General features: G+C 49.0%; 21 protein-coding genes and 1 other RNA gene. 10 read left to right on the plus strand and 12 right to left on the minus strand.

Annotated features, from left to right (window positions below; genetic code table 11):
* The first annotated feature begins 83 nt into the window (after positions 1–83).
* Positions 84–827, plus strand: coding sequence for an RDD family protein (locus tag ACTJJS_RS22225; protein ID WP_168871805.1), 744 nt, complete (start codon positions 84–86; stop codon positions 825–827).
* Between the two features lie 75 nt (positions 828–902).
* Here the strand turns inward: ACTJJS_RS22225 and ACTJJS_RS22230 are convergent, their stop codons facing one another.
* Positions 903–1,328 (minus strand): RDD family protein, encoded by a 426-nt coding sequence (locus ACTJJS_RS22230; protein WP_168871804.1) that lies wholly within the window; start codon positions 1,326–1,328, stop codon positions 903–905.
* Positions 1,329–1,368: 40 nt separating this feature from the next.
* Positions 1,369–1,797 carry a DUF5684 domain-containing protein gene (locus tag ACTJJS_RS22235; protein WP_440665291.1) on the minus strand — a complete coding sequence of 143 codons (429 nt, stop codon included), beginning with the start codon at positions 1,795–1,797 and terminating at the stop codon, positions 1,369–1,371.
* 238 nt (positions 1,798–2,035) lie between these two features.
* On the opposite strand from ACTJJS_RS22235, the gene ffs reads away from it, so the two are divergent.
* From ffs to ACTJJS_RS22260, 5 genes are all read left to right on the plus strand, one after another.
* Positions 2,036–2,135, plus strand: an RNA gene (gene ffs / locus ACTJJS_RS22240) — signal recognition particle sRNA small type.
* A 128-nt stretch (positions 2,136–2,263) separates the two neighbouring features.
* Positions 2,264–2,914, plus strand: coding sequence for a fructose-6-phosphate aldolase (gene fsa / locus ACTJJS_RS22245; protein ID WP_078667044.1), 651 nt, complete (start codon positions 2,264–2,266; stop codon positions 2,912–2,914).
* A gap of 93 nt (positions 2,915–3,007) precedes the next feature.
* Positions 3,008–4,504 carry a glycerol kinase GlpK gene (gene glpK, locus ACTJJS_RS22250; RefSeq protein ID WP_440665292.1) on the plus strand — a complete coding sequence of 499 codons (1,497 nt, stop codon included), beginning with the start codon at positions 3,008–3,010 and terminating at the stop codon, positions 4,502–4,504.
* Positions 4,505–4,515: 11 nt separating this feature from the next.
* Entirely contained in the window at positions 4,516–5,226 is a 711-nt protein-coding gene (locus ACTJJS_RS22255; RefSeq protein WP_168871801.1) for an MIP/aquaporin family protein, read from the plus strand.
* Positions 5,227–5,575: 349 nt separating this feature from the next.
* Positions 5,576–6,889, plus strand: a complete 1,314-nt coding sequence (locus ACTJJS_RS22260) for an NAD(P)/FAD-dependent oxidoreductase (protein ID WP_440665293.1) — start codon at positions 5,576–5,578, stop codon at positions 6,887–6,889.
* A gap of 108 nt (positions 6,890–6,997) precedes the next feature.
* Here the strand turns inward: ACTJJS_RS22260 and ACTJJS_RS22265 are convergent, their stop codons facing one another.
* Positions 6,998–8,290 carry a DUF5103 domain-containing protein gene (locus tag ACTJJS_RS22265; RefSeq protein ID WP_440665294.1) on the minus strand — a complete coding sequence of 431 codons (1,293 nt, stop codon included), beginning with the start codon at positions 8,288–8,290 and terminating at the stop codon, positions 6,998–7,000.
* Positions 8,291–8,384: 94 nt separating this feature from the next.
* Between ACTJJS_RS22265 and ACTJJS_RS22270 the strand changes: the two genes are divergently transcribed.
* The gene (locus tag ACTJJS_RS22270; RefSeq protein WP_440665295.1) at positions 8,385–9,620 is read left to right on the plus strand and encodes an ABC transporter permease; all 1,236 of its coding nucleotides are present in this window, start codon (positions 8,385–8,387) and stop codon (positions 9,618–9,620) included.
* 2 nt (positions 9,621–9,622) lie between these two features.
* On the opposite strand, the gene ACTJJS_RS22275 is transcribed toward ACTJJS_RS22270, so the two are convergent.
* From ACTJJS_RS22275 to ACTJJS_RS22285, 3 genes are read right to left on the minus strand one after another with little or no spacing between them, the layout of a single operon-like run.
* Positions 9,623–11,944, minus strand: a complete 2,322-nt coding sequence (locus ACTJJS_RS22275) for a hypothetical protein (protein WP_440665296.1) — start codon at positions 11,942–11,944, stop codon at positions 9,623–9,625.
* Complete coding sequence (locus ACTJJS_RS22280; RefSeq protein ID WP_168871796.1) at positions 11,910–12,935, minus strand: hypothetical protein; 1,026 nt, start codon at positions 12,933–12,935, stop codon at positions 11,910–11,912. The genes ACTJJS_RS22275 and ACTJJS_RS22280 overlap by 35 nt, the downstream gene beginning before the upstream one ends.
* Positions 12,936–12,944: 9 nt before the next feature.
* The gene (locus ACTJJS_RS22285; protein WP_440665297.1) at positions 12,945–13,685 is read right to left on the minus strand and encodes a TrmH family RNA methyltransferase; all 741 of its coding nucleotides are present in this window, start codon (positions 13,683–13,685) and stop codon (positions 12,945–12,947) included.
* Between the two features lie 131 nt (positions 13,686–13,816).
* On the opposite strand from ACTJJS_RS22285, the gene tamL reads away from it, so the two are divergent.
* On the plus strand, positions 13,817–16,219 hold the full coding sequence (tamL, locus tag ACTJJS_RS22290; RefSeq protein WP_440665298.1) for a translocation and assembly module lipoprotein TamL: 2,403 nt from the start codon (positions 13,817–13,819) through the stop codon (positions 16,217–16,219).
* On the opposite strand, the gene truB is transcribed toward tamL, so the two are convergent.
* The gene (truB, locus tag ACTJJS_RS22295) at positions 16,200–16,895 is read right to left on the minus strand and encodes a tRNA pseudouridine(55) synthase TruB (protein WP_440665299.1); all 696 of its coding nucleotides are present in this window, start codon (positions 16,893–16,895) and stop codon (positions 16,200–16,202) included. The two genes, tamL and truB, sit on opposite strands and share 20 nt — an antisense overlap.
* Positions 16,896–17,025: 130 nt before the next feature.
* Between truB and ACTJJS_RS22300 the strand changes: the two genes are divergently transcribed.
* Positions 17,026–17,823 (plus strand): class I SAM-dependent methyltransferase, encoded by a 798-nt coding sequence (locus ACTJJS_RS22300; RefSeq protein ID WP_440665300.1) that lies wholly within the window; start codon positions 17,026–17,028, stop codon positions 17,821–17,823.
* An 88-nt stretch (positions 17,824–17,911) separates the two neighbouring features.
* On the opposite strand, the gene ACTJJS_RS22305 is transcribed toward ACTJJS_RS22300, so the two are convergent.
* The 3 genes from ACTJJS_RS22305 to ACTJJS_RS22315 form a co-directional block, all read right to left on the minus strand.
* On the minus strand, positions 17,912–18,643 hold the full coding sequence (locus ACTJJS_RS22305; protein ID WP_440665301.1) for a shikimate dehydrogenase family protein: 732 nt from the start codon (positions 18,641–18,643) through the stop codon (positions 17,912–17,914).
* 94 nt (positions 18,644–18,737) lie between these two features.
* Positions 18,738–19,502: a phosphosulfolactate synthase gene (locus ACTJJS_RS22310; protein WP_168871790.1), complete on the minus strand. Its 765-nt coding sequence runs from the start codon at positions 19,500–19,502 to the stop codon at positions 18,738–18,740.
* Between the two features lie 182 nt (positions 19,503–19,684).
* Positions 19,685–21,106, minus strand: coding sequence for a tetratricopeptide repeat protein (locus ACTJJS_RS22315; protein ID WP_440665302.1), 1,422 nt, complete (start codon positions 21,104–21,106; stop codon positions 19,685–19,687).
* 209 nt (positions 21,107–21,315) lie between these two features.
* Here ACTJJS_RS22315 and ACTJJS_RS22320 point away from each other — a divergent pair, with 209 nt between their 5' ends.
* Positions 21,316–21,651 carry a hypothetical protein gene (locus tag ACTJJS_RS22320; protein ID WP_440665303.1) on the plus strand — a complete coding sequence of 112 codons (336 nt, stop codon included), beginning with the start codon at positions 21,316–21,318 and terminating at the stop codon, positions 21,649–21,651.
* A 170-nt stretch (positions 21,652–21,821) separates the two neighbouring features.
* Here ACTJJS_RS22320 and ACTJJS_RS22325 read toward each other — a convergent pair whose 3' ends face one another.
* Positions 21,822–22,442, minus strand: coding sequence for a hypothetical protein (locus ACTJJS_RS22325; protein ID WP_440665304.1), 621 nt, complete (start codon positions 22,440–22,442; stop codon positions 21,822–21,824).
* Between the two features lie 70 nt (positions 22,443–22,512).
* Positions 22,513–23,292 carry an enoyl-CoA hydratase/isomerase family protein gene (locus ACTJJS_RS22330; RefSeq protein WP_440665305.1) on the minus strand — a complete coding sequence of 260 codons (780 nt, stop codon included), beginning with the start codon at positions 23,290–23,292 and terminating at the stop codon, positions 22,513–22,515.
* Positions 23,293–23,314: the final 22 nt, after the last annotated feature.

Genomic DNA, 23,314 nt, shown 5'->3' on the forward strand with positions numbered 1-23,314 from the left:
TATCTACCTACAGTATAAGGGGGAGTATCGGGCAAACATACTAAATCGTTTAACAATATATAAACAAATATGTAAATTTGAGTATGAGCAACATAAAAATACCAACTTCCTTTAACATTGACCTCGAATTTGAAACGGCGGACGCGATGGCGCGTTTTCTCGCCTGGCTCATTGATTTCGGGATCAGGGGCGCATATGTCCTGCTGGCTTTTATAGCTATTGGCGCACTTAATATATCTTCCAACGCCAGAATGGTGTTTATCATATTGGTGGTAACGATACCTGTCATGTTGTATTTCCTGGTAACGGAAATAGCCATGGGCGGGCAGTCACCCGGTAAAAAAATACTTCATATGAAAGTGGTGAGCCTGACCGGCAATCAGCCTACCGCGAGCCAACACCTTATCCGGTGGATATTCCGGATGATAGAATCCCCCCTGATGGCCGGGCTCTTTTTTATACCAGTGATCCTTCCGATAGTGACCATGTCCCGCACCGCATATAACCAGCGCCTGGGCGATCTGGTGGCCGGCACGATAGTGATCAATACCAAACGTAAAGGCAGCATTGAAGAAACTATTTTCCGGGACATGTCGGCATCCGACTACCAGCCGCAGTTTCCGCAGATCATGCGGTTGTCTGACCGGGATATGAACAAGGTAAAAGAACTGCTGGACAAAGCGTTGCTGGCCGGAGATGAAGTACTGGCCGCCAAGGTGGCGCATCGCGTCAAAGAGGTGCTGCATATTCAGTCCGATCTGCCCAATACCGGTTTTCTCGAAACGGTATTAAACGATTACAACTACTACACCACGCGGGACAACTGAGGTGGATGATATTCAACAGAAAGGCCGAAGCATGTTGCTTCGGCCTTTCTGTTTCAGTAAGATATTCGCACTGACTTATTTGCCTTTCACTACAGCGGTGTCAGTCCAGGTATCATGCCAGGGTGCGTCGCCAAACAGCATGCTGAATGGCTCAAAGGGTACCCATCTGCAAACGGTGCGGAGCATGATTCTTCCGGTAGTGAGTGGTTGTCCGTTGGTGCTTACCACATGCGTACCGGTTACCATCTTACCAACAGTCCGTCCGCCTGCGAAACCTTCCATGCCGGTGTAGTAAGCGAGGTTAATGACGAGACTGAGGAGGATAGATTCGTAAATGCCTATTCCGAGTACCGCGGCTATTATGTTTTGGGCTACGCCCACGATAATGCCGTCGATAAGGAGGTTAGCAAAACGTTGTCCTTTGGAAGCATGTTCAAAGGAAGCTTGTTCCTGCAGGTCAGAGAGCAGGTCAGTGTTTTTGGTTTGGTTAAATGAATCCATAGGTTGAAACAGTATATAGCGTTAAAAAATAGATTTTACATTAAACGAGGCTTTTTCCGATGGAGTTAATATCCTGTGGCCGTGGGGCATTGGGGTCGCCCGCTGGTCCCTGGTACACGATCGTCCGGTCAAATGCCATGATAGCTATGAAGATAAAGTTCAGGAATATCAGACCCAGTGTATACCCGATGTCTTTTCCAAAACTTTTGCTGAACAGGTGGATAGCCATGATGCCGAAAATAATGTTAACAAAGGGGATAAAAAACATCAACAGCCACCACCATGGCTTGCCGATAATCCGCAGTAAAATAAGTGTGCTGTAAATGGGGATGATGCACTCCCAGCCTTCAAAGCCGGCTTTCCTGTATATTTTCCACATACAGATGATGGAGAAAACAGCAATGCCGATACCAAACAGCAGAAAGGGAATAAGGAAGGCAAAGATGGCACCACTATTGGCGTTGTCCATAAGGATATAGTTTTGAATGAAAGAATAAAGACAAACGGCTGCCACATGTTTCAGCACGTTGTCTGGGATTAAAACGTCAACAAGATACACAAAAATTCAAGTATAACAATTGTAGTACATACATATTTGGTTGATTTTTTAATGGGAAAATAATACGCCAGGGGAACTGATCCAACATTTTTTTTGAGATTTCTTCTACAAAATTTGGATTTTCAGCGGATTGCATTACCTTTGCAACCGGCAAGTCTTATACGACCAGCTCCTGCTGAACTCCCCCAGGACAGGAATGTAGCAAGGGTAGGTGGTTGAAGCGGTGCGATATAAGTAACTTGCCTTTTTTCTTTTTTAAAGGTCATTAGTTGCTCGTCAGTAGTCATCTGGTTACTATTTGCTCACCTCATTCACTAATGACAGTGTACTCCACAAATGACGCAAATCAAGTCCTTACAATCTAATTCTTAATAGTATGAAATTCTTTATCGATACAGCCAATCTCGATCAGATAAGAGAAGCTCATGATCTCGGCGTACTGGATGGTGTAACCACCAATCCGTCCCTGATGGCCAAAGAAGGTATTAAAGGTGAAGCCGCTATCCTGAAACATTATGCGGACATCTGCGAAATCGTGGATGGTGACGTGAGTGCAGAAGTGTTTTCTACTGATTTCAAATCTATCGTGGAAGAAGGTAAGAAACTGGCTGCTATTCACCCCAACATCGTGGTAAAAGTACCAATGATCAAAGAAGGCGTAAAAGCCATCAAATGGTTTTCTGAGAACGGTATCCGTACCAACTGCACCCTCGTGTTTTCTGCCGGTCAGGCTATCCTGGCGGCTAAAGCCGGTGCTGCTTACGTATCTCCTTTCATCGGTCGTATTGATGACAGCAACTGGGACGGTGTTGAACTGATCGCACAGATTGCGCAGATATACAGCCTGCAGGGCTTCAAAACGGAGATCCTCGCAGCATCCATCCGTAGCGCGCTCCACATCGTTAAATGCGCTGAAGTAGGTGCTGACGTATGTACCTGCCCGTTAGATTCCATCCTCGGCCTGCTGAAACATCCGTTAACGGATATCGGCCTCGCCAAGTTCCTGGAAGATGCCAAGAAAATGTAGTTTCAAAGATATTTTTTAGATGGTGTATCCCCGGTGCAGTTCTTGCGCCGGGGATTTTTTTGTAAATTGTTGACCACCAAAACCATTAACCGGATGGGGAAATATATTCTTGCGCTGGACCAGGGCACCACCAGCTCCCGCGCCATCATCTTCGACCACGATGGCAGTATCAGGGCTACTGCACAAAAAGAATTCAAACAAATATTCCCCCAACCCGGATGGGTGGAACATGATGCCATGGAAATATGGACGTCCCAGGCCAGCGTAGCCGCAGAAGTACTGCTTAAAGCCCGCATCACCGGCGATAACATCGCGGCCATCGGTATCACCAATCAACGGGAAACCACCATCGTATGGGACCGCAAAACCGGTAAACCAGTCCATAACGCCATCGTATGGCAGGACCGCCGCACCGCCGCTTACTGCGACAGCCTTATCAAAGAAGGCAAGGAACAAATGATCAAAGACAAAACAGGTCTGCGTATAGATGCCTACTTCTCCGCCACCAAAATAAAGTGGATACTGGACAACGTTGACGGCGCCAGAGAAAAAGCAGCCGCCGGCGAACTGGCCTTCGGCACCGTAGACAGCTGGCTTACCTGGAACTTCTCCAACGGCCACCTGCATATCACCGATGTGAGCAACGCGTCCCGCACATTGTTGTTTAATATCCACGACATGCAATGGGACACAGAACTGCTCGCTCTTTTCGATATCCCCGCGTCTATGTTGCCGGAAGTAAAACCTTCCAGTGAAGTATATGGCTACTCCGAAGCCACCCTCACCCCCTATCGTATTCCTATTGCCGGTATCGCCGGCGATCAGCAGGCGGCGCTCTTCGGACAGATGTGCACCGAGCCCGGTATGTTGAAAAACACCTATGGCACCGGCTGTTTTATGGTGCTCAATACCGGTGACAAACCCATCCCGTCAAAAAACAACCTGCTCACCACCGTAGCCTGGCAGATCAACGGTAAAACCACCTATGCACTGGAAGGCAGCATTTTCATTGGCGGGGCTGTAGTACAGTGGCTGCGCGACGGCCTCGGCATCATCCGCCATTCGGCAGATGTGGAAAAACTGGCCGCTACCGTGCCACACAGTGATGGCGTATACTTCGTGCCCGCTTTCGCCGGCCTGGGCGCCCCCTACTGGAACCAGCATGCGCGCGGTACCATGGTAGGCATCACCCGCGGCACCAGCGCTGCACATATCGCCCGCGCTGCCCTTGACAGTATTGCCTTCCAGACCATGGACGTGCTCAAAGCCATGGAAGGCGACGCCGGTATGACCATCAGCGAACTTCGCGTTGATGGCGGCGCCACCAGCAATAACATGCTCATGCAGTTCCAGTCAGACCTGCTGCAGGTACGCGTGGTACGGCCGCATATCACCGAAACGACCGCCTTAGGCGCCGCCTACCTCGCCGGCCTGGCCGTCGGATACTGGGACAGTATCCCGTCCATCGCCCGCCAGTGGAAGATAGACGCCACCTTTGAACCCGCTATGGAAACAACACAACGCCAACAACTTTGCAGGGACTGGAAACGTGCTGTCAGAGCAGCCCAGGCCTGGACAGAAGAAGTCTAAAAATTCCACACATGTCACCATTCTTAGCCGAAATTATCGGAACAGCTTTCCTCATCGCCCTCGGAGACGGTGTAGTCGCCAATGTAGTACTAAACCGGTCCAAAGGCAACCAGGGCGGCTGGATCGTCATCACCATGGGATGGGCCATGGCCGTCTTCGTCGGCGTATTCTGCGCCGGACAGTACAGCGGCGCCCACCTTAATCCTGCCGTCACCATTGCCCTGGCCGTAAAAGGCTCCTTCAGCTGGGCACTGGTACCTTCCTACATCGCCGCCCAGATGCTGGGAGCCATGCTGGGCGCCGGTCTCGTATGGCTCTGCTACAAAAAACACTTCGACGCCACAACAGATGCCGCCAGCAAACTGGGCGTCTTCTGCACCATCCCGGCTATACGAACGCCAGGCTATAACTTCCTCACCGAATTTATTGCCACACTCGTTTTTATACTGGCCGTATTTTATATCACCAAACCCGCTACCGGCATCGGTTCCCTCGATGCGCTGCCCGTAGCCTTCGTGGTACTGGCCATCGGCCTCTCCCTTGGCGGCCCTACTGGCTATGCCATCAACCCCGCCAGAGACCTCGGTCCGCGTATCATGCACGCCATGCTGCCCATCGCCGGAAAAGGCAGCAGCGACTGGAGCTACGCATGGATACCCGTCGCCGGCCCTATCGCCGGAGCAGTGGCAGCCGCGTTGATATACAACGCCTTCCTGATTTAATATTGTTATGATTGCATGATTGAGATCCCGGGCTGAAGCTCCGGGATCTTGACTCGTCAGAATACATTATTCATTATTAATGGCTCTCCTGTCTCCCGAACCCAAGCACCCCGCCCCGAAAACCGCCTCCAATCCCACGCCTAACGCCCCCTGCCACCGGATGAAAACCACCTCACGGAAACGCCTATCTCAAAAACCTGATATTTATCATGTGAGTTATTTTCATTTTTTTCTGAAAGTTTCGTAACTTTGATAAAGATTACTACTGGTACGGCATTTGAACTGCCAGCAGTATCAGAATGTTATAACGAGGCATGCCATATCCAAATACAAAATAAACAGATGAATTATGATCCAGCCTAATATTCCGGAGTCAGCTCAACCGCGCGTAGTTATTGTAGGAGGAGGATTTGGTGGTATTAATTTGGCCAAACAGCTCAAACACGCTCCGGTCCAGGTAGTCCTGCTCGACAGAAACAACTATCACCTTTTCCAGCCACTGCTCTATCAGGTGTCTACCGCCGGACTGGAACCAGACAGCATCGCTTTCCCGCTTCGGGGCATCTTCAGAAAACAGAAAAACCTCGTCTTCCGTATGGCGGAAGTGACAGGCATCAGGGCAACGGAAAACATACTGGAAACAGGTATCGGCAACATCCATTACGATTACCTCGTCTTCGCCACCGGTAGCAATACCAATTTCTTCGGCAACAAAGCCATAGAAGAAAATGCTATCGGTATGAAATCTCTGATCGAAGCAGTTCAGATCAGAAACTATGTGGTGAAACAATTTGAAGAAAGCCTGCTGCTTAAAGACCCCGAAGAAATAAAACCCAAACTGAATTTCGTGATGGTCGGCGGCGGCCCCACAGGCGTGGAACTCGCAGGTGCGTTCGCCGAACTGCGGAAATATATCATGCCTAAAGATTATCCCGATCTGCCCCAATCCCTGATGAACGTTTACCTGATAGAAGCAGGCCCCAAACTGCTGGCTTCCTTCAGCGAAAAAACATCAGAACGTACGCTGCACGCGTTACAGGAACTGGGCGTAAGAGTGATGGTCAATACCGGCGTAAAAGAATATGACGGCCATACGATCACGCTCAGCAACGGCGAGAAAATTCAATCACAGTCCCTCCTCTGGTCTGCCGGCGTGAAAGGCGTACCGGTAAATGGCCTGCCACAGGACATCCTGCTGCCTAACGGCCGTATTCTGGTCAATGAGTTCAATCAGCTGAAAGGATTTGAAAACGTATTCGCCATCGGCGATATCGCGCAAATGACCAATGACCCACGCTTCCCAAAAGGATATCCCATGGTGGCCCAGGTGGCTATCCAACAAGGGAAAAACCTGGCACATAATATCCGCCTCCTGCTGGAGAAAAAAACGCTGAAAGGCTTCTACTATAAAGACCTCGGCAGCATGGCCACCATCGGACGAAACAGAGCAGTGGCCGAATTCGCCAATATGCGCCTCAGCGGCTACTTCGCCTGGATAGTATGGATGATCGTGCACCTTATGAGCCTGCTCGGCTTCCGTAATAAACTGGTGGTGTTCATCAACTGGTTCTACCGCTACTTCACCTACGAAAGAGGTACCCGCATCATCATCAAACGCGGTGCAGCCAACATTGTGAAGCTACGGCAAACAGTCGGCGTATAATCAAACAAGGTTGTTTTGTTGTTATATAAATAGGTGTTTTATTGTTAAAAATGCAAAAGACCTGATGAGCATTCATCAGGTCTTTGCTTTATAACATATCTCCGCCAGCTACTTGCGGTTCAGGATAGAATTTAAGGTAACACTGGCCACCAGCTCATCTGCACGGCCGCCCAACGGACGGAAGTACAACAAAATAGTATAGTTGTTCTCCGTTTCCCACCAGTTGCCTTCTGTTAATTCTGTATTCAATTTTGCATTAGGCACTGTCTTATCTATCAGCCCGTACATGTAATTATAGTATCCCTGCTTCAGGAACAAAGTGCCTTCATAAGCCCTGCTGGCAGCATTGTAGCTCAATTTACTATTGCTGTTCAGTTCGTAGTCGGTCATCTCCCCAAAGATATACATATCATAACCGGCGTAAGGTTCAGGGGAAGCAAAAGAAAAATGTACAGACGCATAGTCTCCCTCAAAATCCGGGTTATAATCATCCAGCGTGGCCAGATAATATTTGCCATTAACGTCTTTGATGAACTGATATACTTTGTCGGCCCGCTCTACATCCGGCACCGCGAAAACATCCGTACTGTTTGCATGATACTCCGATCGCAGTACGCGCTCTGTCTGCAAGCGGAAACTCCGTAGGTCTATCCAGCGGAACTCTTTCCCCGCGGGAATAACACAGTCCAGCTCCGCATTGTATTTGATCACGTTACCGTTGATAAACTGCGGCTTCAGATTGGTAACAGCATTGTCCCAGCGGTAGTTTTGCAGGATCACCACTTTGATCTGGTCAAAAGGATTCTGGATATTCAGAGAACCGGTATTGACCTCAAAGTTCACCTTCTGGTGCGTGCGGAACAATTTCGGAGACACCGGCTGCTGGATAAACCCGGCGACACCAGCCTTTGATTCCACTACGTACATACGACGGGTAAACGCCAGCTGCGTGGTATCACTGTCCAGGTATACCTTCAGCAGGTAGTTGCCCGACTTGATCGGGTAACTGTTGGTGCCCGGCAGCTGCACACTGTAATGCGTATACCGCTGCAATGCCACGGAAGACATCTTGTAATTAAGTATCCTGGTTTCAGAGAACCCGCGCATGTAGTCAAACTGGTTCACCTGTGCCGGTGTCCAGTCCGCGTTACAAAGGATAAAAGAATAGTAGTAGGTTTTCACATCGTTGTCCATGTCGTCAAAAGACAGCTCCAGTTTCTCCCCGGTACCAATGGTATACATGGGCATACTCAGCGGATCGCCCTGCTGATTGAATTTGACGGACTTGATGTTGTTGTGGTAGATATGGTCCGGTGTAATGACATTGGCCTGCGCCATTACCCTGCCGGTAAACAGACAGGCTGCCAGGACCACCCATAAAAGAAAAGCTGCTGTACGCATACTGGCTATTTGGTTGTATTCAAGTTACGATTATTTGCTTATTTAGAGATTTGATTTTTGATTTGCTACATTTGCTTTAATCGAAATCAGTTCAATGGAATTATCTGCTTTTATTGCCAGAAGGATCGCCTTTAACAAAGCCTCCTCTTTTTCGAAGTTCATCATCAACATCGCTGTAGCTGCCACCGCAGTCAGCGTGGCGGTAATGATCCTGGCAACGGCCCTCGTCAATGGTTTCCAGCAGGTCATTCAGGACAAGATTTTCAGCTTCTGGGGACACCTTCACGTTAATCAATACCAGCCTAACGCCGGTCCATTGACCGAAGAAATACCCTTCACCTCCAGGCCTTCCCTGATAGACAGTATTAAAAAAGTGCCCGGCGTAAAAACCATCTATCCCTACGCCACCAAATCGGCCATCATCAAGTCCGAAAAGGAAATCAACGGCATCATCTTCAAAGGAATAGACAAAAGCTACGACTGGCCGCAGCTGCAGCGGTTCATGCAAACCGGCCGGCCGCCCCGCTTTAATGACACCAGCTATGCACCGGAAATTATGATTTCCACCAACATGGCGAACGAACTGCAGCTAAAGGTAGACGATAAAGTCATCATCTACTTCATCCAGGGCGGCGGACTACCGCCCCGCGCCCGCAAATTACAGGTTTCCGGCATCTTTAAAACCGGTATCGAAGAATATGACAAGACGTATGTTATCGGTGACCTGAACCTCATACGCCGGCTCAACGACTGGGAACCCTCACAGGTAGGCGGTTACGAGATCATGCTCCAGGACTATCATAAGATGGACACCACCGCCCGCATCATCGATAACAACGCACTGCCCGATCAACTTTTTACACGCACCATCCGCGATATCTATCCCAATATTTTTGACTGGCTTCAGTTACAAAACCAAAATGAACTGATCATCATTGTGATCATGACCATCGTGGCGGTTATCAACATGATCACCGCTATCCTGATACTGATACTGGAACGGACCAACATGGTAGGCATCCTCAAGGCATTGGGCATGCGTGACTGGAAAATCCAAAAGGTATTTGTGTTCCAGGCAGGTTACATCATCCTCATGGGCGTCCTCATCGGCGACTTCTTCGGACTGGGACTGGCCTTTATGCAAAAGGCCACCGGCATCTTCAAACTCCCGGAAGAGTCTTACTACATGTCGGTGGCCGCTATCGATATCAGATGGCCGGAGATAGTGCTGATCAATCTCGGCACCCTCGCCATCTGTCTGCTGGTATTACTGATTCCATCGCTCATTATCCGGAAAATCACGCCGGTAAAAGCGATCCAGTTCAAATAACTTTATCTTCCGCTCTTCACGAAGTCACGCAAATAACTGCACTGCCCATATACTTCCTGGTACAGGCGTGTCTGGGAATAGTTGTTCCGTAACACGGGGAAGTAACGGTTACGTACCAACGCTGCATAATACTTATCGCTGTCTTCCAAAGGCGTCACATGTTTCTGATAACAACGTGCCGCCATGAAGAAACATTTAGCCCTGAATTCCGGATCAGTGGCTGCCTGCGCTGCTTTCAGATAATAACCCTCTGCTCCGTAAGCACCAAAATACTGCCGCTCAAAAGGATCTTTTTCACATTCAGTAGTATACCAGCGGGTAGATGGCCTGTAGCGGCTTACAAAGTTCCATGTTCTGCCGTAATAAGTGATATTAAACAATCCTGTCGCATATTCATAGTAAACCTTCGCGTCTACCGGCGCTACTTTCATCTTCTCCTGCAAGGCTAACATCTTGTCGCAAAACTGCAACTGTGTAATGGCTTTGGGATAAGCTTTTTCAGGTGCATCGTCCGGACCAAAATCCTGGAACAGCTCTTTGAACACAAGGTAAGAAGAGGTCATCTTGCCGGCTTTTCTGAACCATTGTTGTGCGGTTTTGAAATCATGCACGCGCAGGTAACTTTCGCCGAGGGCAGCATTCATATCCACTTCTTTCGGGAAAAAGCCGGTCAGGTAAGTCTCGTAAGGGGTTTTGCCGGTAGCTTTCATGAAGTTATTTAGTTGCAACAACTGTGCGCTGTTCATCTCATCACAGATCTGTTCTGTGGCTGACTGGCCGGAGAGGAAATAATCAAATGCGTTCAGGCTGTCGCAACGGCCACGGATCAACGCTTCTTTGGCAAAGTCTTTCTGCTGATGGTATTTAGGCGCTAATATGACTCCCAGCAGGTTGCGGTAGGTTTTGCCGAAATATCTGTCCCGGCCGGTGCCCCACCAGTCCCGCTGCCGCGGTGCGGCCGCCAGCTGGCTGTCCAGCCATTTAAAGGTGCCCAGTAATTTTTCTTCCAGTTCTTTGTCGATGGTTTTATGCTGGTTGATATTGATCAACAAATTCACCACTTCCCACTGATTACGGATCTCGGGTTCTTTGCTGTTGACTTTGTCCAGCTGTGCCCTTGCCACATCATAGTCACGGCACATATAGGAAAGGTAGGCGGAATTCACCTGCCAGAAGGCCAGGTCTTTCACTTTCCCTTTGTCGATCACGCTGTTCATCCAGCCGATCAACGGGCGTATCTGGGTATTGACAATGGTATTCAGTTCGGGTGACAGGTTCACCATACCCGCCATGGTTACGGAATCCGTAGAAGAGGAAACAGCCCTGTCGAGAAAGCGGGATTCCAGTTTACTGATTTCACGGCCCGCTAAAACCATCAGCGCAGGTGATGTGGGATCAAATTCATACACTTTCTTCAAAGGTTCCAATGTGATCTCCTCTTTCCTCATACCATAAATAGCCGCTACCATGGCCTTTTCGCGGTTGTCTTTACAAAGATGGTACACTGCTTCTTCCGGCGCATTGCCCCATTTCATGCTGGTATAACAACTGATACGCAGTGCAGGCGCCTTATCGAAGACACGGGAAAACAGATAGGCCCCTTGTATGGAATCGCCCATATGTTGCACAGCACCTGCTTTCAGGGCCAGTGCCTTGTAATACATCAGCGAAGAACCGCCTTTCTTAAACAGCTTATCGAAGGTAGTGACGGCATCTTCATACTGGCCACTGTAGTGCAACAGCCTTACCTGCTGCAAAGCATAACGTTCGCGAAGCTCTTTACTACCGGTTTTTTCATACAGTTCGGCAGCTTCTTTTCCCAACGCCTCCATGGTAGGCATGTTACGGGTAGGCGGCGTCCATGGATCGATCTGGCTGACAGACGGCTCACATGTTTTTGCAAACAACAGGTAGCGCGCAGCATCCTGGTTGCGGTCTTCCTGCAGGAACTTTACAAAGGTGTTGTTCCGCGCACTGTCAGGCAGGGAAGCAGTACTACGCGTAGCTACCGCCGACATCTCATCTTTGGTATAGGTGTAGATGTACTCCCGGATATCAGCGGTTTTTACCTTATCGCCGGTAAACCGCTGCCAGTCGCTCACATTCACTTCTGTTTCTGAAGGCGTGGTGGCATCTTCATAAAAAGGGCTCATGCCGGTATAGTAAAACGGCTCATACCCTTTTCCTGATTGGTAGGGATTAAAAAAGGAGATGTAATAATCGTAAGGATCTGCCTCTGCCCCACAAGACAGGGTATAGATCACATTGCCAAAAAAAACGGCACAAAAGCTAATGAAAAAAACGATAAATTTTTTGTAGTTCATCCAACGGATAATTATGAAGGGTTACTGAATCCAAATGATAAAAAATAACAACAGGGTCATAGTCCTGCCGCTGCTGTGCTACCATGCGGGAAACGGCTTCCAGCACGGCGGGCTCGCTCGTTTCCCGGCGCACCACATTACCGGCTTTTAACAGGTATCCATTTACCACGCTGTCTTTCTGAACGGTGTAGACGTATTTCCCTGACGGCGCAAACAGTGCAGTGTCGCGTAGTTCGGCTGCTCCGATGTTACGAAGAATGCCCGCATAACGACCATCTCTGAATAACACCGACCAGTCAAACAATGGCAGGGCAACATCCAAAGGTACCGGATAAGCGGATACCCTGTCACTACCGATATAAGATTTCATGGTGTTTTCATCCAGGATGGAATTATGGTCTCCTGCTTTCCGCAGATCACCCATATTGTAGCACATCAGCAGTCCTTTGTCTACCGGCGGCACACCGCTGTTGATCAAAAATTTCACCTGGTGCATACGGATAGTGGCCGACAGCTGCCGGTCTCGAAAAAAAGACAGCTTTCGCAGCTGCTGCAGAAAAGCAAAATAAGCATCCCGGGAAGTGCGCGTCCAGTCGCAGTCCATCTGTACTTCCGGGATACGGGCAGCAGGAATGTGCCGGCACAGCTGCTCCAGCAGCCGGTTAATATTGGCGGCAAGCGCAGTATCCGGCTTGCCCCACACTTCATTTACAATGAACACCACCGGTACAATGTCGATACTGTCCGGCAGGGGTGCTTGTTCCCGTAATATGGCGACCGGTACGGGTTTTCCGGTACCGGGATCAACATCGGTATCGAACATTTTTATGTAGAGCCTCCTGGCCGGCAGTTGACGCAGGTATTGCATCTCGCGGGCATTACCGGTCCATGTTTGTTTCCAGTAGTAAAAAGCAGGAGTTATCTGTCGCGGCGCGGGACGTTGGCAGGCGAAACACAGTATCAACAAACACAAAAACAGATATCGGGACATTTCAGTCGGTTAAATCAATAATCTGCCACAGATAATGCCGGCGGCTACGGCTGCGTTCAGGGACTCAGCGCCGCCAAGGCGCGGGATGGTGATGCGATGGGTAGCGTGCGCAATGGTCTCTTCGGTCAGCCCACGGCCTTCGTTACCGATCAGGATGATCCCTTCCCGGAGAGTGGTAAAGCGGGTGATGTCCTCTCCATGCAAGGTAGCGGCGTAGGAAGGCAGCTTACTTTCTTCCAGCAGCGTCCGGATGTCCATCTCTTTCACCTGTACCCGGGCAATACTGCCCATGGTGGCCTGGATGGTTTTGGGATTGTAAACGTCCACACAGTCAGGGGAAACAATGATTTGCCGGATACCAAACCAGTCGGCTATACGAATCAGCGTGCCCATATTGCCGGGGTCCTGGATGGCTTCAAGCGCCAGTACCACCATACCCTCCTGCGGGACCTCTCCCTGTGCCGGTGGCATGTCCAGCAGGGCCATGGCATTGTTCGGCGTAGTAAGCGCCGATAGTTGTTTCAGGGCTGCCTGGTCCACCTCTTTTACAGCATCCACCGGTAAACGGTCCAGGAGCTGGCTATGCTGAAGCAGCCATGCACTGGTGGCATATACGGCTTTCACTGGCATGCCCGCCTGTAGTAGCTCCTGTACGATCTTGTCCCCTTCCGCAATATACTGGCTGGATTTTTGACGGTTTTTTTTGTGCTGTAATGATTGAATATATTTAATTTGCGCCTTTGACAACATGAGGCCAAACCTACACGATTTCTTTTAATCAGCCAAGAAACAGGCTGCCGGAGGTAGGGTTCAGTATTACCATTTAAAATATTATAACGTTTTCGCCCGTGATGCAGCCGCCACCCAATTCAAGGACTTCTTTGCTGAGATATTTGCTGCTACTGGTTGGAATACTGGCTTTGGGCGCATGTTCCAATACCAAATACCTGCAACAGGACCAGACTTTATATATCAACAGTACAGTAGATGTGAAAGGCGATATCCTCAACTCAGAAAAACAGGATATCCGCAGCTCCCTGTCTTCTAAATCGCTGATGACCCAGCAGCCCAACAAAAAGCTGCTGACCACCCGCATTAAAGTGTGGCTGTTCAATCAGAAGTATAACGAGAAAAAATCCAGCTGGTTCTGGAACATGGTGCTCTCCAAAAGAAACATGGAAGCCCCGGTGGTCTATGATTCCGCTAAAACAAAGGAGTCTATCGCCCGCATGACCAGCTACCTGCATAACCAGGGCTTCTTCTACGCCACAGTGACAGCCGACGCCAGCGAGAAAAGACGCAAAACCAGCGTCACCTACGCTGTGAATACCGGCCGCAACTTCGTACTGGATAAAATCACCTACGAAGTGCCCGATTCCAATCTCCTCGCGATCGTGCAGGCCAATCAAAATCTGTCGCTCCTGAAAAAAGGCATCGCGTACAAGTCGGCCACTTTATCATCCGAGAGAGAAAGGCTTACCCGCGTTATCCGCGATGCCGGCTATTACAAATTTGGCCGCGATGCCATCGAATTTGAAGTTGATACCCTCAATAAAGCACTGTTCCGCAACTCCCTCAATCCCTTTGAAGGGTTCGTGAACATCTTCGCGGAAAACAAAGGCCGCGAAAAACCCACGATGGACGTGGAAGTAAGGATCAAAAACCCTGAAGACTCGGCCAACGCCACCTGGCAACGCTATCACATCAGCAAAATATACGCGTACCCGGACTTCCCGCTCAATGGCAATCCCAACGATTCCACCCTGAAGGAAGATAAACGCAAATACATTACCATCCGTTCCCATCAGGATGTCCTGAAACCTAAAACACTGTCCAAATCCATCCTGCTGAGACCGGGAGAAACATACTCGTTACAGCAGTATAATAATACGGTCAACAAACTGTATGACCTCGGCGTATGGCAGTTTGTGACCCTGCAATACAAAGAAAACAAGGATACTGCACACGCGCTGGATGCCTATCTCTTTCTCACGCCCCGCCGCAAACAGGAGCTGGGCATCAACTTCGAGTTAAGCAACAGTTCCGACTATACGTTAGGTTCCGGCGTGAGCCTCAACTACAGGCATATCAATCTCGCTAAAAGCGCTACCCAGCTGAGCATGAGCCTTAATACCGGCATTGAACTGGTAAGACTGCCCGACAGCTGGGTGCTGCAGTCCAGGGAGTTTGGCGGGGAAATGAGTTTCACCTGGCCCCGCTTCGCACTGCCGTTCAATATCCGGCAGACAGCGCGGTCCAATGTAAAAACACGCCTTACTTTCGGCGCCAATTACCTGTCCCGAGTCGAAAAATTCGATATTACCAGCATCAACCTCTCCTATGGATATGACTGGAACGAAAGCCTGTACAAACGCTGGATCGTGAAACCTTTTACGCTTAACTATGTAGGGGTGAACCTCGATCCAAATTTTAAGGCGACCACTGTAGACCCCAACCCCTACCTCAAGCGTAGTTTTGAACCTGCGCTGATCGGCGGAGAGAGTGTTTCTTTTATCTACAGCAATAATGACCTGCTGCATCAACGGCACTACAGCTATTTCAGGGCAAACATCGAAGAGTCAGGATTGTGGCTGAATGGTATCAACAGCCTGGTAGACATGGCTACCGGTAAAAAATCCAATATTGAATCCCTTACCAAAGTAAATATTTCCAATTTTGTGAAGATGGAGGCCGACTACCGTCACTACTGGCGGTTAGGCGTTCATAGCGGGCTGGCGACAAGGATATATGCAGGCGTGGGCATTCCCTACAGCTCTTCAAGCGTACTGCCTTATGTAAGACAGTTCACTTCCGGCGGTCCCAACAGCATCCGGGCTTTCCGGCTGCGTACACTGGGGCCCGGCTCTTACAAGGACACATCTTCCGCTGCCCAGATATTTCCCGACCAAACCGGCGATATGAAACTGGAAGGCAACGTGGAATACCGGTTTGACCTGCTACGGATGTTTGGCGGCACCGTTAATCTGAAAGGCGCCACCTTCCTAGATATGGGTAACATCTGGATGATCAAGAAAGACCTTACAAGGCCTGGCTCCGAATTCCGCTTCGACCAGCTCTATCATGACCTGGCCATCGGTACCGGCGCCGGCCTCAGGCTGGATTTCTCTTTCTTCCTGATCCGCCTCGACTGGGGCATACCGCTGAAAGTGCCTTATTACACCGACAGCAAAAACGGCTGGTACGTCAGTGAGTGGGACCTGGGAAACGGCAGATGGCGCAGAAACAATATTATCTGGAATATTGCTATTGGTTATCCGTTTTAGGCGCGCTGTTGGCGGATATAAACTCTTCCATATTGATGGCTTCTTCCAGCCTGAAAGCACCGATGCGGGTACGGCACAAACTGCTCAGATAAGCGCCGCAGCCTAAAGCAGCACCATAATCGTTGGCCAGAGAGCGTATATACGTGCCCGTGCTGCATACCACGCGGAAATGCACAACAGGCAGTTCTATTTTAGTGATCTCAAATTCGGAGATAGTGATCTTACGGGGCTCCACTTTCACATCCACTCCTTTTCTGGCCAGCAGATAAATAGGTTTACCGTTTTGTTTAATGGCAGAGTGGATTGGCGGCAGTTGCATGATTTCACCTAAGAAACCGGCAGTGGCGGCTTTCAGGGCAGCCTCATCGATGCCGGCAATATCTTTGAAATTTTCCGGTTCAGACTCCATGTCGAAAGTGGGCGTAGTGGCGCCGAGTGTGAAAGTGCCGGTATACTCTTTCTCCTGAGCCTGGTATTCATTGATCTTTTTGGTCATTTTACCGGTGCAGCAGATCAGCAGCCCGGTAGCCAGCGGGTCCAGTGTGCCGGCATGCCCTATTTTGGCTTTCGTTAAATTTCTTATTTTGCGTACTACATCAAAGGAAGTCCATGTCAGCGGTTTATTAACCAGTATTACAGCTCCTTCCTGGTATTTCGTCTTATCGGTTGTTTGCATCCCGCAAAGATAGCTAAATCACGTTTAGCGCACCATATCCTGACTCACTACTGGTTATATAGTAAAATATTATAACCAATAACTATTAAAAGCTTGAAGCTTTTGCATAAATTCACGCAATTTTGCTATCATGTCATTAGAACACCATAAGAATGCAACGCTCCGTTATCAGCAGCAGGTAGACAACTCCCGCGATTACGTGGTGCCGTTTATCCAGCAGGAATTTCCGCAGCTGGAAGGCCTGCGTGTCATGGAAGTGGGCTGCGGTGAAGGCGGCGTGCTCACACCTTTGCTGGAAAAAGGCTGCCATTGCGTAGGAGTAGACCTGGCACCGGCCAGGATAGAACTGGCCAGAAGCTTTCTGGGGAAATATGAAACTACCGGGCAATTGAAGCTGATTGCCAAAAATATTTATGATGTTGATTTTCTGGGAGAATTCCGTAACTCCTTCGATGTGATCATCCTGAAAGATGCCATCGAACACATACCGGACCAGGAGAAAATTGTCGGTCACCTCAAACAACTGCTCACGCCACGCGGACAGGTATACTTCGGCTTTCCGCCCTGGTATATGCCCCACGGTGGTCACCAGCAGATCTGTCATAATAAATTCCTGAGCATGGTGCCTTATATACACCTGCTGCCTAAACCGGTTTACCGCGGCGTACTGCGGATGTTCGGGGAAGAAAATGATATCGTTCAGGAGCTGATGGACGTGAAATCCACCGGTATTTCCATCGAACGGTTTGAGCGGATCGTAAAGCGCCAGGGCTATAAAATCACACAGCGCCGGTTCTATCTGATCAATCCCATCTACAAATACAAGTTCAATGTCAGCGCCCGCGAGCAGTGGAGGCCGGTTGCAGCGATTCCCTACGTGCGCGATTTCGTGACGACATGTATGTATTATATGATCAAGCCGGAGTAACCGGCACCAAACAAATAAACAAAGAGCGAAGATGTCCTGCCGGAGATCTTCGCTCTTTGTTTTTATAATGATTTACTTACGGTAACGGCTACTTGTTCCAGATGTCCCATGAAGCCTCTGCCTGCAGGATCAGCATCTCATGCCCGTTTTTAATGGCCGCGCCCTGTGCGGCGCCTTTTTGCAGGAACAGCGTCTCGGCAGGGTTATACACCAGGTCATACAGCAGATGCCTGGAGGTAATGAATTCATAGGGGATGTCCGGACAGGCGTCTACGTTAGGGTACATGCCCAGTGGCGTAGTGTTGATGATCAGCGTGTGGGCCTCCATGATAGCCTGGTCCAGCGAACTATAGGCCACTGTTCCGTTACCGGGCGTACGACTGGCCACCATGTAAGGAATGTTCATTTCCTGCAATGCATACATCACTGCTTTGGCCGCGCCGCCGGTGCCCAGTACGAGGGCTTTTGAATGGTGCGGTTGCAGCAGGGGTTCCAGCGAATTGCGGAATCCGATCACATCAGTATTAAAGCCTTTCTTTTTGCCATCTTTAAAGCGGATGCAGTTGACAGCCCCGATGTTAGCGGCGGCATCGCTGAGTTCATCGAGATAAGGGATCACCTGTTCTTTATAGGGAATGGTGACGTTCAGGCCGCACAGGTCCGGGTGTTCTGCCAGCAACGCGGGGAACCCGGTGATAGCCGGTATGGGGAAGGTTTCATACTGATGTCCGGCAATGTGTTCTTTTTCAAATTTTTCGGTAAAGAAACCTTTGGAAAAAGAGTGGCTGAGCGGAAAGCCAATAAGGCCGTATGTTTTCATGTGTTGTTTTTTAAAAAAGAAGAGACCTGATTATTTAGAATGTTTTGTTGCATCATAAATAATCAGGTCTCTAATATATCATTCCTTTACGGAATTATTCTTTGTCAAGAAACAGGTGGAAGGTATCGCCTCTCAGGCCTACGCGCATCGCTTCGAGGGAGATCACCTCGTTGGGCGCCAGGTTGCCGAGGTTGGCATTGCAGCCTACCAGCTCCAGGAAGTACAGTTGTTGTGCTTTCTGAGGTGCTTCCCAGATGATTTTTTCAGCGGGGATCTGGGTCAGGATTTCCTGTACCAGGCCTTCGCGTACTTCACCGGTACCGCGGTAAATGCCTACGTTACCGCTTTCGCGGGCTTCTGCGATCACATAGGTAGCGCCGGCAGACAGTTCCGCCCTCATTAATTCGATCCATTTATAAGGAGGAATAATATGTTCCGCGTCTTTGGAGCCCACTTCACTCAGTACCAGGCCGATTTTAGACAGTTTTTCGATGTAGCCGCATTTTTCAGCATGCGGGATGATGATGGAACCATCAGACACCTCCATGTAATTGATACCGTAGTCTTGCACCAGCTTCACGTATTCATCAAACTGGTTACGGATGAGAAATGCTTCAAACAAAGTACCGCCAAAATATACCGGAATATTGGCCGACTGGTAAAGCTCAATTTTCGCGCGCAGGTTGGGCGTGACAAACGCAGTACCAAAGCCGAGTTTCAGGATGTCCACGTGAGGTCCCGACGCCGATAAAAAATTTCTTGCTTCTTCCAAACTAAGCCCCTTGTCCATCACCATGGTGAGCCCATGGGTGCGGGGTTTCTTCGTCCTTTCCGGGATTTGTGTCAGATTAAAATTCATTTGAAATATTTTTATCTTCTTATAGGTCAGTAAAACACATACTATTTTTCACCCGGGCAAGTTGGGATAGTGTAGCTGCAATTTTAGTAACCGGAAATACAATGGCTTATGTCCATGACAATTTAAAAAGCCGGCGCAAAAATAAGAAGACTATACTTTATTTTAAAAGTAAATAACATTGGTTAACGTTTCTTGCGGTATTGAGCGATCAGGTCTACCACACTCACATGTTGTAAAATGGCGGGGTCCAGCTCCACCAGCTTTTTGAGGGCCTTGGGAGCCTGCTGCAGCGCGGTTTCCAGGTGCAGCAATCCTTCTTTGGTCTTGCCCTGCGCTATCAGGATAGCGGCCCGGTAATATTGAAACACCGGTTTTCGGCCGGCTTTTTCTTCAGCAGCGGCCAGTTGATCGAGCGCTTCTTCCAGAAAACCAAATACATACAGGCCTTTTATCAGCTCCTGCCAGGGCTGCACGCTCTTCGGACGGATACGCACGGCGTTCACGAAATAAAGCAGCGCGTCTTTTTCCTTGCCCAACTGCAGGTAACATTCGCCGAGGCTCATATTGTATTCTGCACTCTGTTTGTTTATTTTCAATGCGTTAAGCAATGATTTGACGGCGTTGTCCCAGTTTTCCTCCATCATATAGGCCACGGCGATCTTGTAAAACAATTTATCGTCGTTGGGGCTCAGGTGGGAAGCCTTCCGGTAGTAATAACGGGCCTGGGTGTACTTGCGCTGCCGCTCATAACAATGTCCGATGGCCTCGTAGATCACATCTTCCGGTTTGGCGATTTCCAGGTGCTTCTGCAATACTTCGATCGCATCAGCATATTTACGCAAACGGATATAGGCATCGCCCATGTTCCGATAGGCGTAGTCAAATTTCTCGTCAATGGCCACTGCGTACTGATAGGCGTCTATCGCTTTTTCGTACAGCTTCAGCCCCTGGTAGGCAGTGCCCAGGTTAAACCACGCCAGGTGGTTGAACGGGTGCTCGTCTATGATCCAGGTATGTAACCGGATACTTTCTTCGTTTCTGCCGGTAAACTCAGTCCAGAAGCAGATCTTATGCAATGCTTCCTCATTGTTGGGTTCATGTTCCAGCGCCATTTTCAGACAGTCGAACACTTTCTCGAACTCCTCCCAGTCATCATATACGTCTGCCAGTTCCAGCAACAATTCCGTCTTGTCTTCCCCCTCAAACTGCTCAATCTGCTCATTCAGTACGTCCGCAGCCTTTTGATGCTGGTTCAGCGCCAGGTATACGTCGGTCTGCAGGATATACAAATTGATATCGTTGCGGTCCAGTAAAGCGGCTTTGTCCAGTAAATGAAGGGCTTCTTTGTACTTTTTGGTTTCTATCAGTAAGTTGGCCTTTTTCAGAAGAAGTGCGGAGGAATAGGGAAACTGTGCTATAGCTATTTCGGCGGCCTGCAATGCAATCGGCATTTCATCCTGCTCGTCATAATAGTCTATGATCTGCTCAAATGAGTCCTCGTCCAGAAAAGAGTGAGATTTACCCGCCCTCAGATTTTCAAACTGCTGCAACAAGTCTCTCAGATCATCAAAATCCTCGTTTAAAAAAGAAAAATCTTTACTCATTAATGTAAATATAAGACTTTTATGTATCCACCAATTCGCAGTAATTAAAACCGTTTATAATTTTTTTAACATTTTATTAAGAATTTATTGTAATTTGCGTTAAGGATTTGTTATATAATAGATCGAAAAGTTTGTATATTTGTGTTACAATGAAAACGAAAATTCACATATCAAGGACTTTTTCATTGTCTTGCCTATTGGCAGGAGCTATGGCCCTGTTCGCCATAAGCGCCCTGGCAAATAATACCATTTTGCCCTCCGATAATGAAAAAGACAAGGCGAAAAAGACCGATAACCACTTCGTGTTGAATACCGCCATGCCCAAAACCAACCTGGCCCTCGACGCCGGTTACAGATTCACAGGCAGCTACAATTCAAATTTTAAGTTCACCAATACCAACGTGATTAACTTTCAGTCTGTAATGTCCTATACCAAAGGCAATACGACTTATGTTGTGCCTTACACTGTACAACCTGTACAGCCGCCGGTCAACAATATGAACTTTCAAAAACTGCAGATTATCCTGCCGCTTAAGAAAGGCTGACCTTAACGTTTCTTCAAGTACAAATACGGGCCTATCAAAAAGTTTAACAACTTCTTGATAGGCCTTTTTCTTTTTATATTTTTTCGGGAGATGTCCGGGCCCACGCCGGCCCCGGCTGTTGCTTTACGGAGCATGTGCCTGTCTTTCAGGCCGCCGCTCCGGCCCCTGTCTTACTGCATCGTTTTCAGCTCTTCCGGGCTTACAATCTTGTAACCGGTCTTAGGCACATCAAAATAAGAAGCAGGAATAGGATACAGCTCTACCTTGGTTGCTATTACACGCATTTTAGAGCCGGTTTTGGTCACGATCTCGAATTCAAGGGGTATCCCTTTCAGGTTAACAAACCGGCGGTTATAATGCTTGTTTTCAGGCACTAAATCGGGCGTGTAATACACTTCGAAGGTGGTGCCGTCCGGCATGGTGCCAATCGTCTTTTTACAGGTATAACCTGCTATCTGCCGGGTCTCAGCCTGGTCCTTAAACTGAACGTTTTCATACTGCTTCAGTTCCTTTTCGTACTGCCCCTTATTGGCACGGATGAGGTACTTGTTGCCATGCTGGTCTATCAGCGTGGTCAGCGTTTCATCTTTACTGTTGATCAGGTAGGTGTATTTGACAATGTTGAAGTCCATGTCTATCCTGCTTAGCTGGCCCCGCATATACTGGGTAAGCGTGCTTCCCTCCTGCATGGCGTCCATCTGGGCGCGCTCAGGCGGCAGGTCTATCTTGTAAATGATCTTGGCGTCGGAAATAACGCGTTGTGCCAGTATAGGGCTGGTTATCCACAGCAAGAAATATGTTAAAAACAACCGGTATGACATAGTTGTGGTGTTGGTTAGTGGTTGTGACAGCAGGTATAGTTTACCATACAAGCTTTTCTTTATGCAAAAACGCAGCTATCCCGCGTTTACAGTCTTCATGTCCACGGGTGGCGGCATTCAGTTCAGCTGCATGCTCCAGTCCATCTTTTATAGGTAAGTCCAACACTGTGCCAATCAATTTTTTGGTCACCTTCAGGGAGTTGCCGGATGCGTCGTCACATAAGCTGGCAGCCACTTTGGCCACATGCGCCTTAATTTCTCCGGCAGGGATAACGGCTGTGATCAGGCCATCATGGGCAGCTTTTTCGGCGGTCACCAGCCGGCCGGTCAACAATAATTCGCGGGCCCTGCCCTCTCCTATTTTTCTAACGAGGAAAACAGCTACCAGCGCAGGGATAAAGCCAATTTTCACTTCGGTGTAGCCCATCATGGCTTCGGGTACGGCGTAACTCAGGTCGCAAACGGTCACCAGCCCGCAGCCTCCTGCCACAGCATGGCCCTCCACCTGGGCTATCACTACCTTATCAAGCAGATAAATTTCCTGGAACAACTGCATCAGCTCCCGAGAGTCTGCGAGGTTCTCATCATAGGTATTTTGTTGCAACTGCTGCAGGTATTCCAGGTCTGCCCCGGCACAAAAAGCTTCTCCGTTGCCTTTCAATACAATCACTTTCACGCCTTCATCTGCGGCAGCTTTGGCAAACGCCTGCCGGAGCTCCGCCACCAGCTGGCCATTCAGCGCATTCCGCTTATCAGGCCGGTTCAGCGTGATAGTGGCTGCGCGGGATGCCACCTCATATTGCAACAAGTTGAATTCCATATGGTAAAGAATTACGCAGTAC

Source organism: Chitinophaga sp. 22308 (genome assembly GCF_052045305.1).
GTDB classification, from domain to species: domain Bacteria; phylum Bacteroidota; class Bacteroidia; order Chitinophagales; family Chitinophagaceae; genus Chitinophaga; species Chitinophaga varians_A.

Coding starts and splice junctions, on each gene's coding strand:
- ACTJJS_RS22225 (WP_168871805.1), top strand. CDS start 84: ATGAGCAACATAAAAATACCAACTTCCTTTAACATTGACCTCGAATTT.
- ACTJJS_RS22230 (WP_168871804.1), bottom strand. CDS start 1,328: ATGGATTCATTTAACCAAACCAAAAACACTGACCTGCTCTCTGACCTG.
- ACTJJS_RS22235 (WP_440665291.1), bottom strand. CDS start 1,797: ATGGACAACGCCAATAGTGGTGCCATCTTTGCCTTCCTTATTCCCTTT.
- fsa (WP_078667044.1), top strand. CDS start 2,264: ATGAAATTCTTTATCGATACAGCCAATCTCGATCAGATAAGAGAAGCT.
- glpK (WP_440665292.1), top strand. CDS start 3,008: ATGGGGAAATATATTCTTGCGCTGGACCAGGGCACCACCAGCTCCCGC.
- ACTJJS_RS22255 (WP_168871801.1), top strand. CDS start 4,516: ATGTCACCATTCTTAGCCGAAATTATCGGAACAGCTTTCCTCATCGCC.
- ACTJJS_RS22260 (WP_440665293.1), top strand. CDS start 5,576: ATGATCCAGCCTAATATTCCGGAGTCAGCTCAACCGCGCGTAGTTATT.
- ACTJJS_RS22265 (WP_440665294.1), bottom strand. CDS start 8,290: ATGCGTACAGCAGCTTTTCTTTTATGGGTGGTCCTGGCAGCCTGTCTG.
- ACTJJS_RS22270 (WP_440665295.1), top strand. CDS start 8,385: ATGGAATTATCTGCTTTTATTGCCAGAAGGATCGCCTTTAACAAAGCC.
- ACTJJS_RS22275 (WP_440665296.1), bottom strand. CDS start 11,944: ATGAACTACAAAAAATTTATCGTTTTTTTCATTAGCTTTTGTGCCGTT.
- ACTJJS_RS22280 (WP_168871796.1), bottom strand. CDS start 12,935: ATGTCCCGATATCTGTTTTTGTGTTTGTTGATACTGTGTTTCGCCTGC.
- ACTJJS_RS22285 (WP_440665297.1), bottom strand. CDS start 13,685: ATGTTGTCAAAGGCGCAAATTAAATATATTCAATCATTACAGCACAAA.
- truB (WP_440665299.1), bottom strand. CDS start 16,895: ATGCAAACAACCGATAAGACGAAATACCAGGAAGGAGCTGTAATACTG.
- ACTJJS_RS22300 (WP_440665300.1), top strand. CDS start 17,026: ATGTCATTAGAACACCATAAGAATGCAACGCTCCGTTATCAGCAGCAG.
- ACTJJS_RS22305 (WP_440665301.1), bottom strand. CDS start 18,643: ATGAAAACATACGGCCTTATTGGCTTTCCGCTCAGCCACTCTTTTTCC.
- ACTJJS_RS22310 (WP_168871790.1), bottom strand. CDS start 19,502: ATGAATTTTAATCTGACACAAATCCCGGAAAGGACGAAGAAACCCCGC.
- ACTJJS_RS22315 (WP_440665302.1), bottom strand. CDS start 21,106: ATGAGTAAAGATTTTTCTTTTTTAAACGAGGATTTTGATGATCTGAGA.
- ACTJJS_RS22320 (WP_440665303.1), top strand. CDS start 21,316: ATGGCCCTGTTCGCCATAAGCGCCCTGGCAAATAATACCATTTTGCCC.
- ACTJJS_RS22330 (WP_440665305.1), bottom strand. CDS start 23,292: ATGGAATTCAACTTGTTGCAATATGAGGTGGCATCCCGCGCAGCCACT.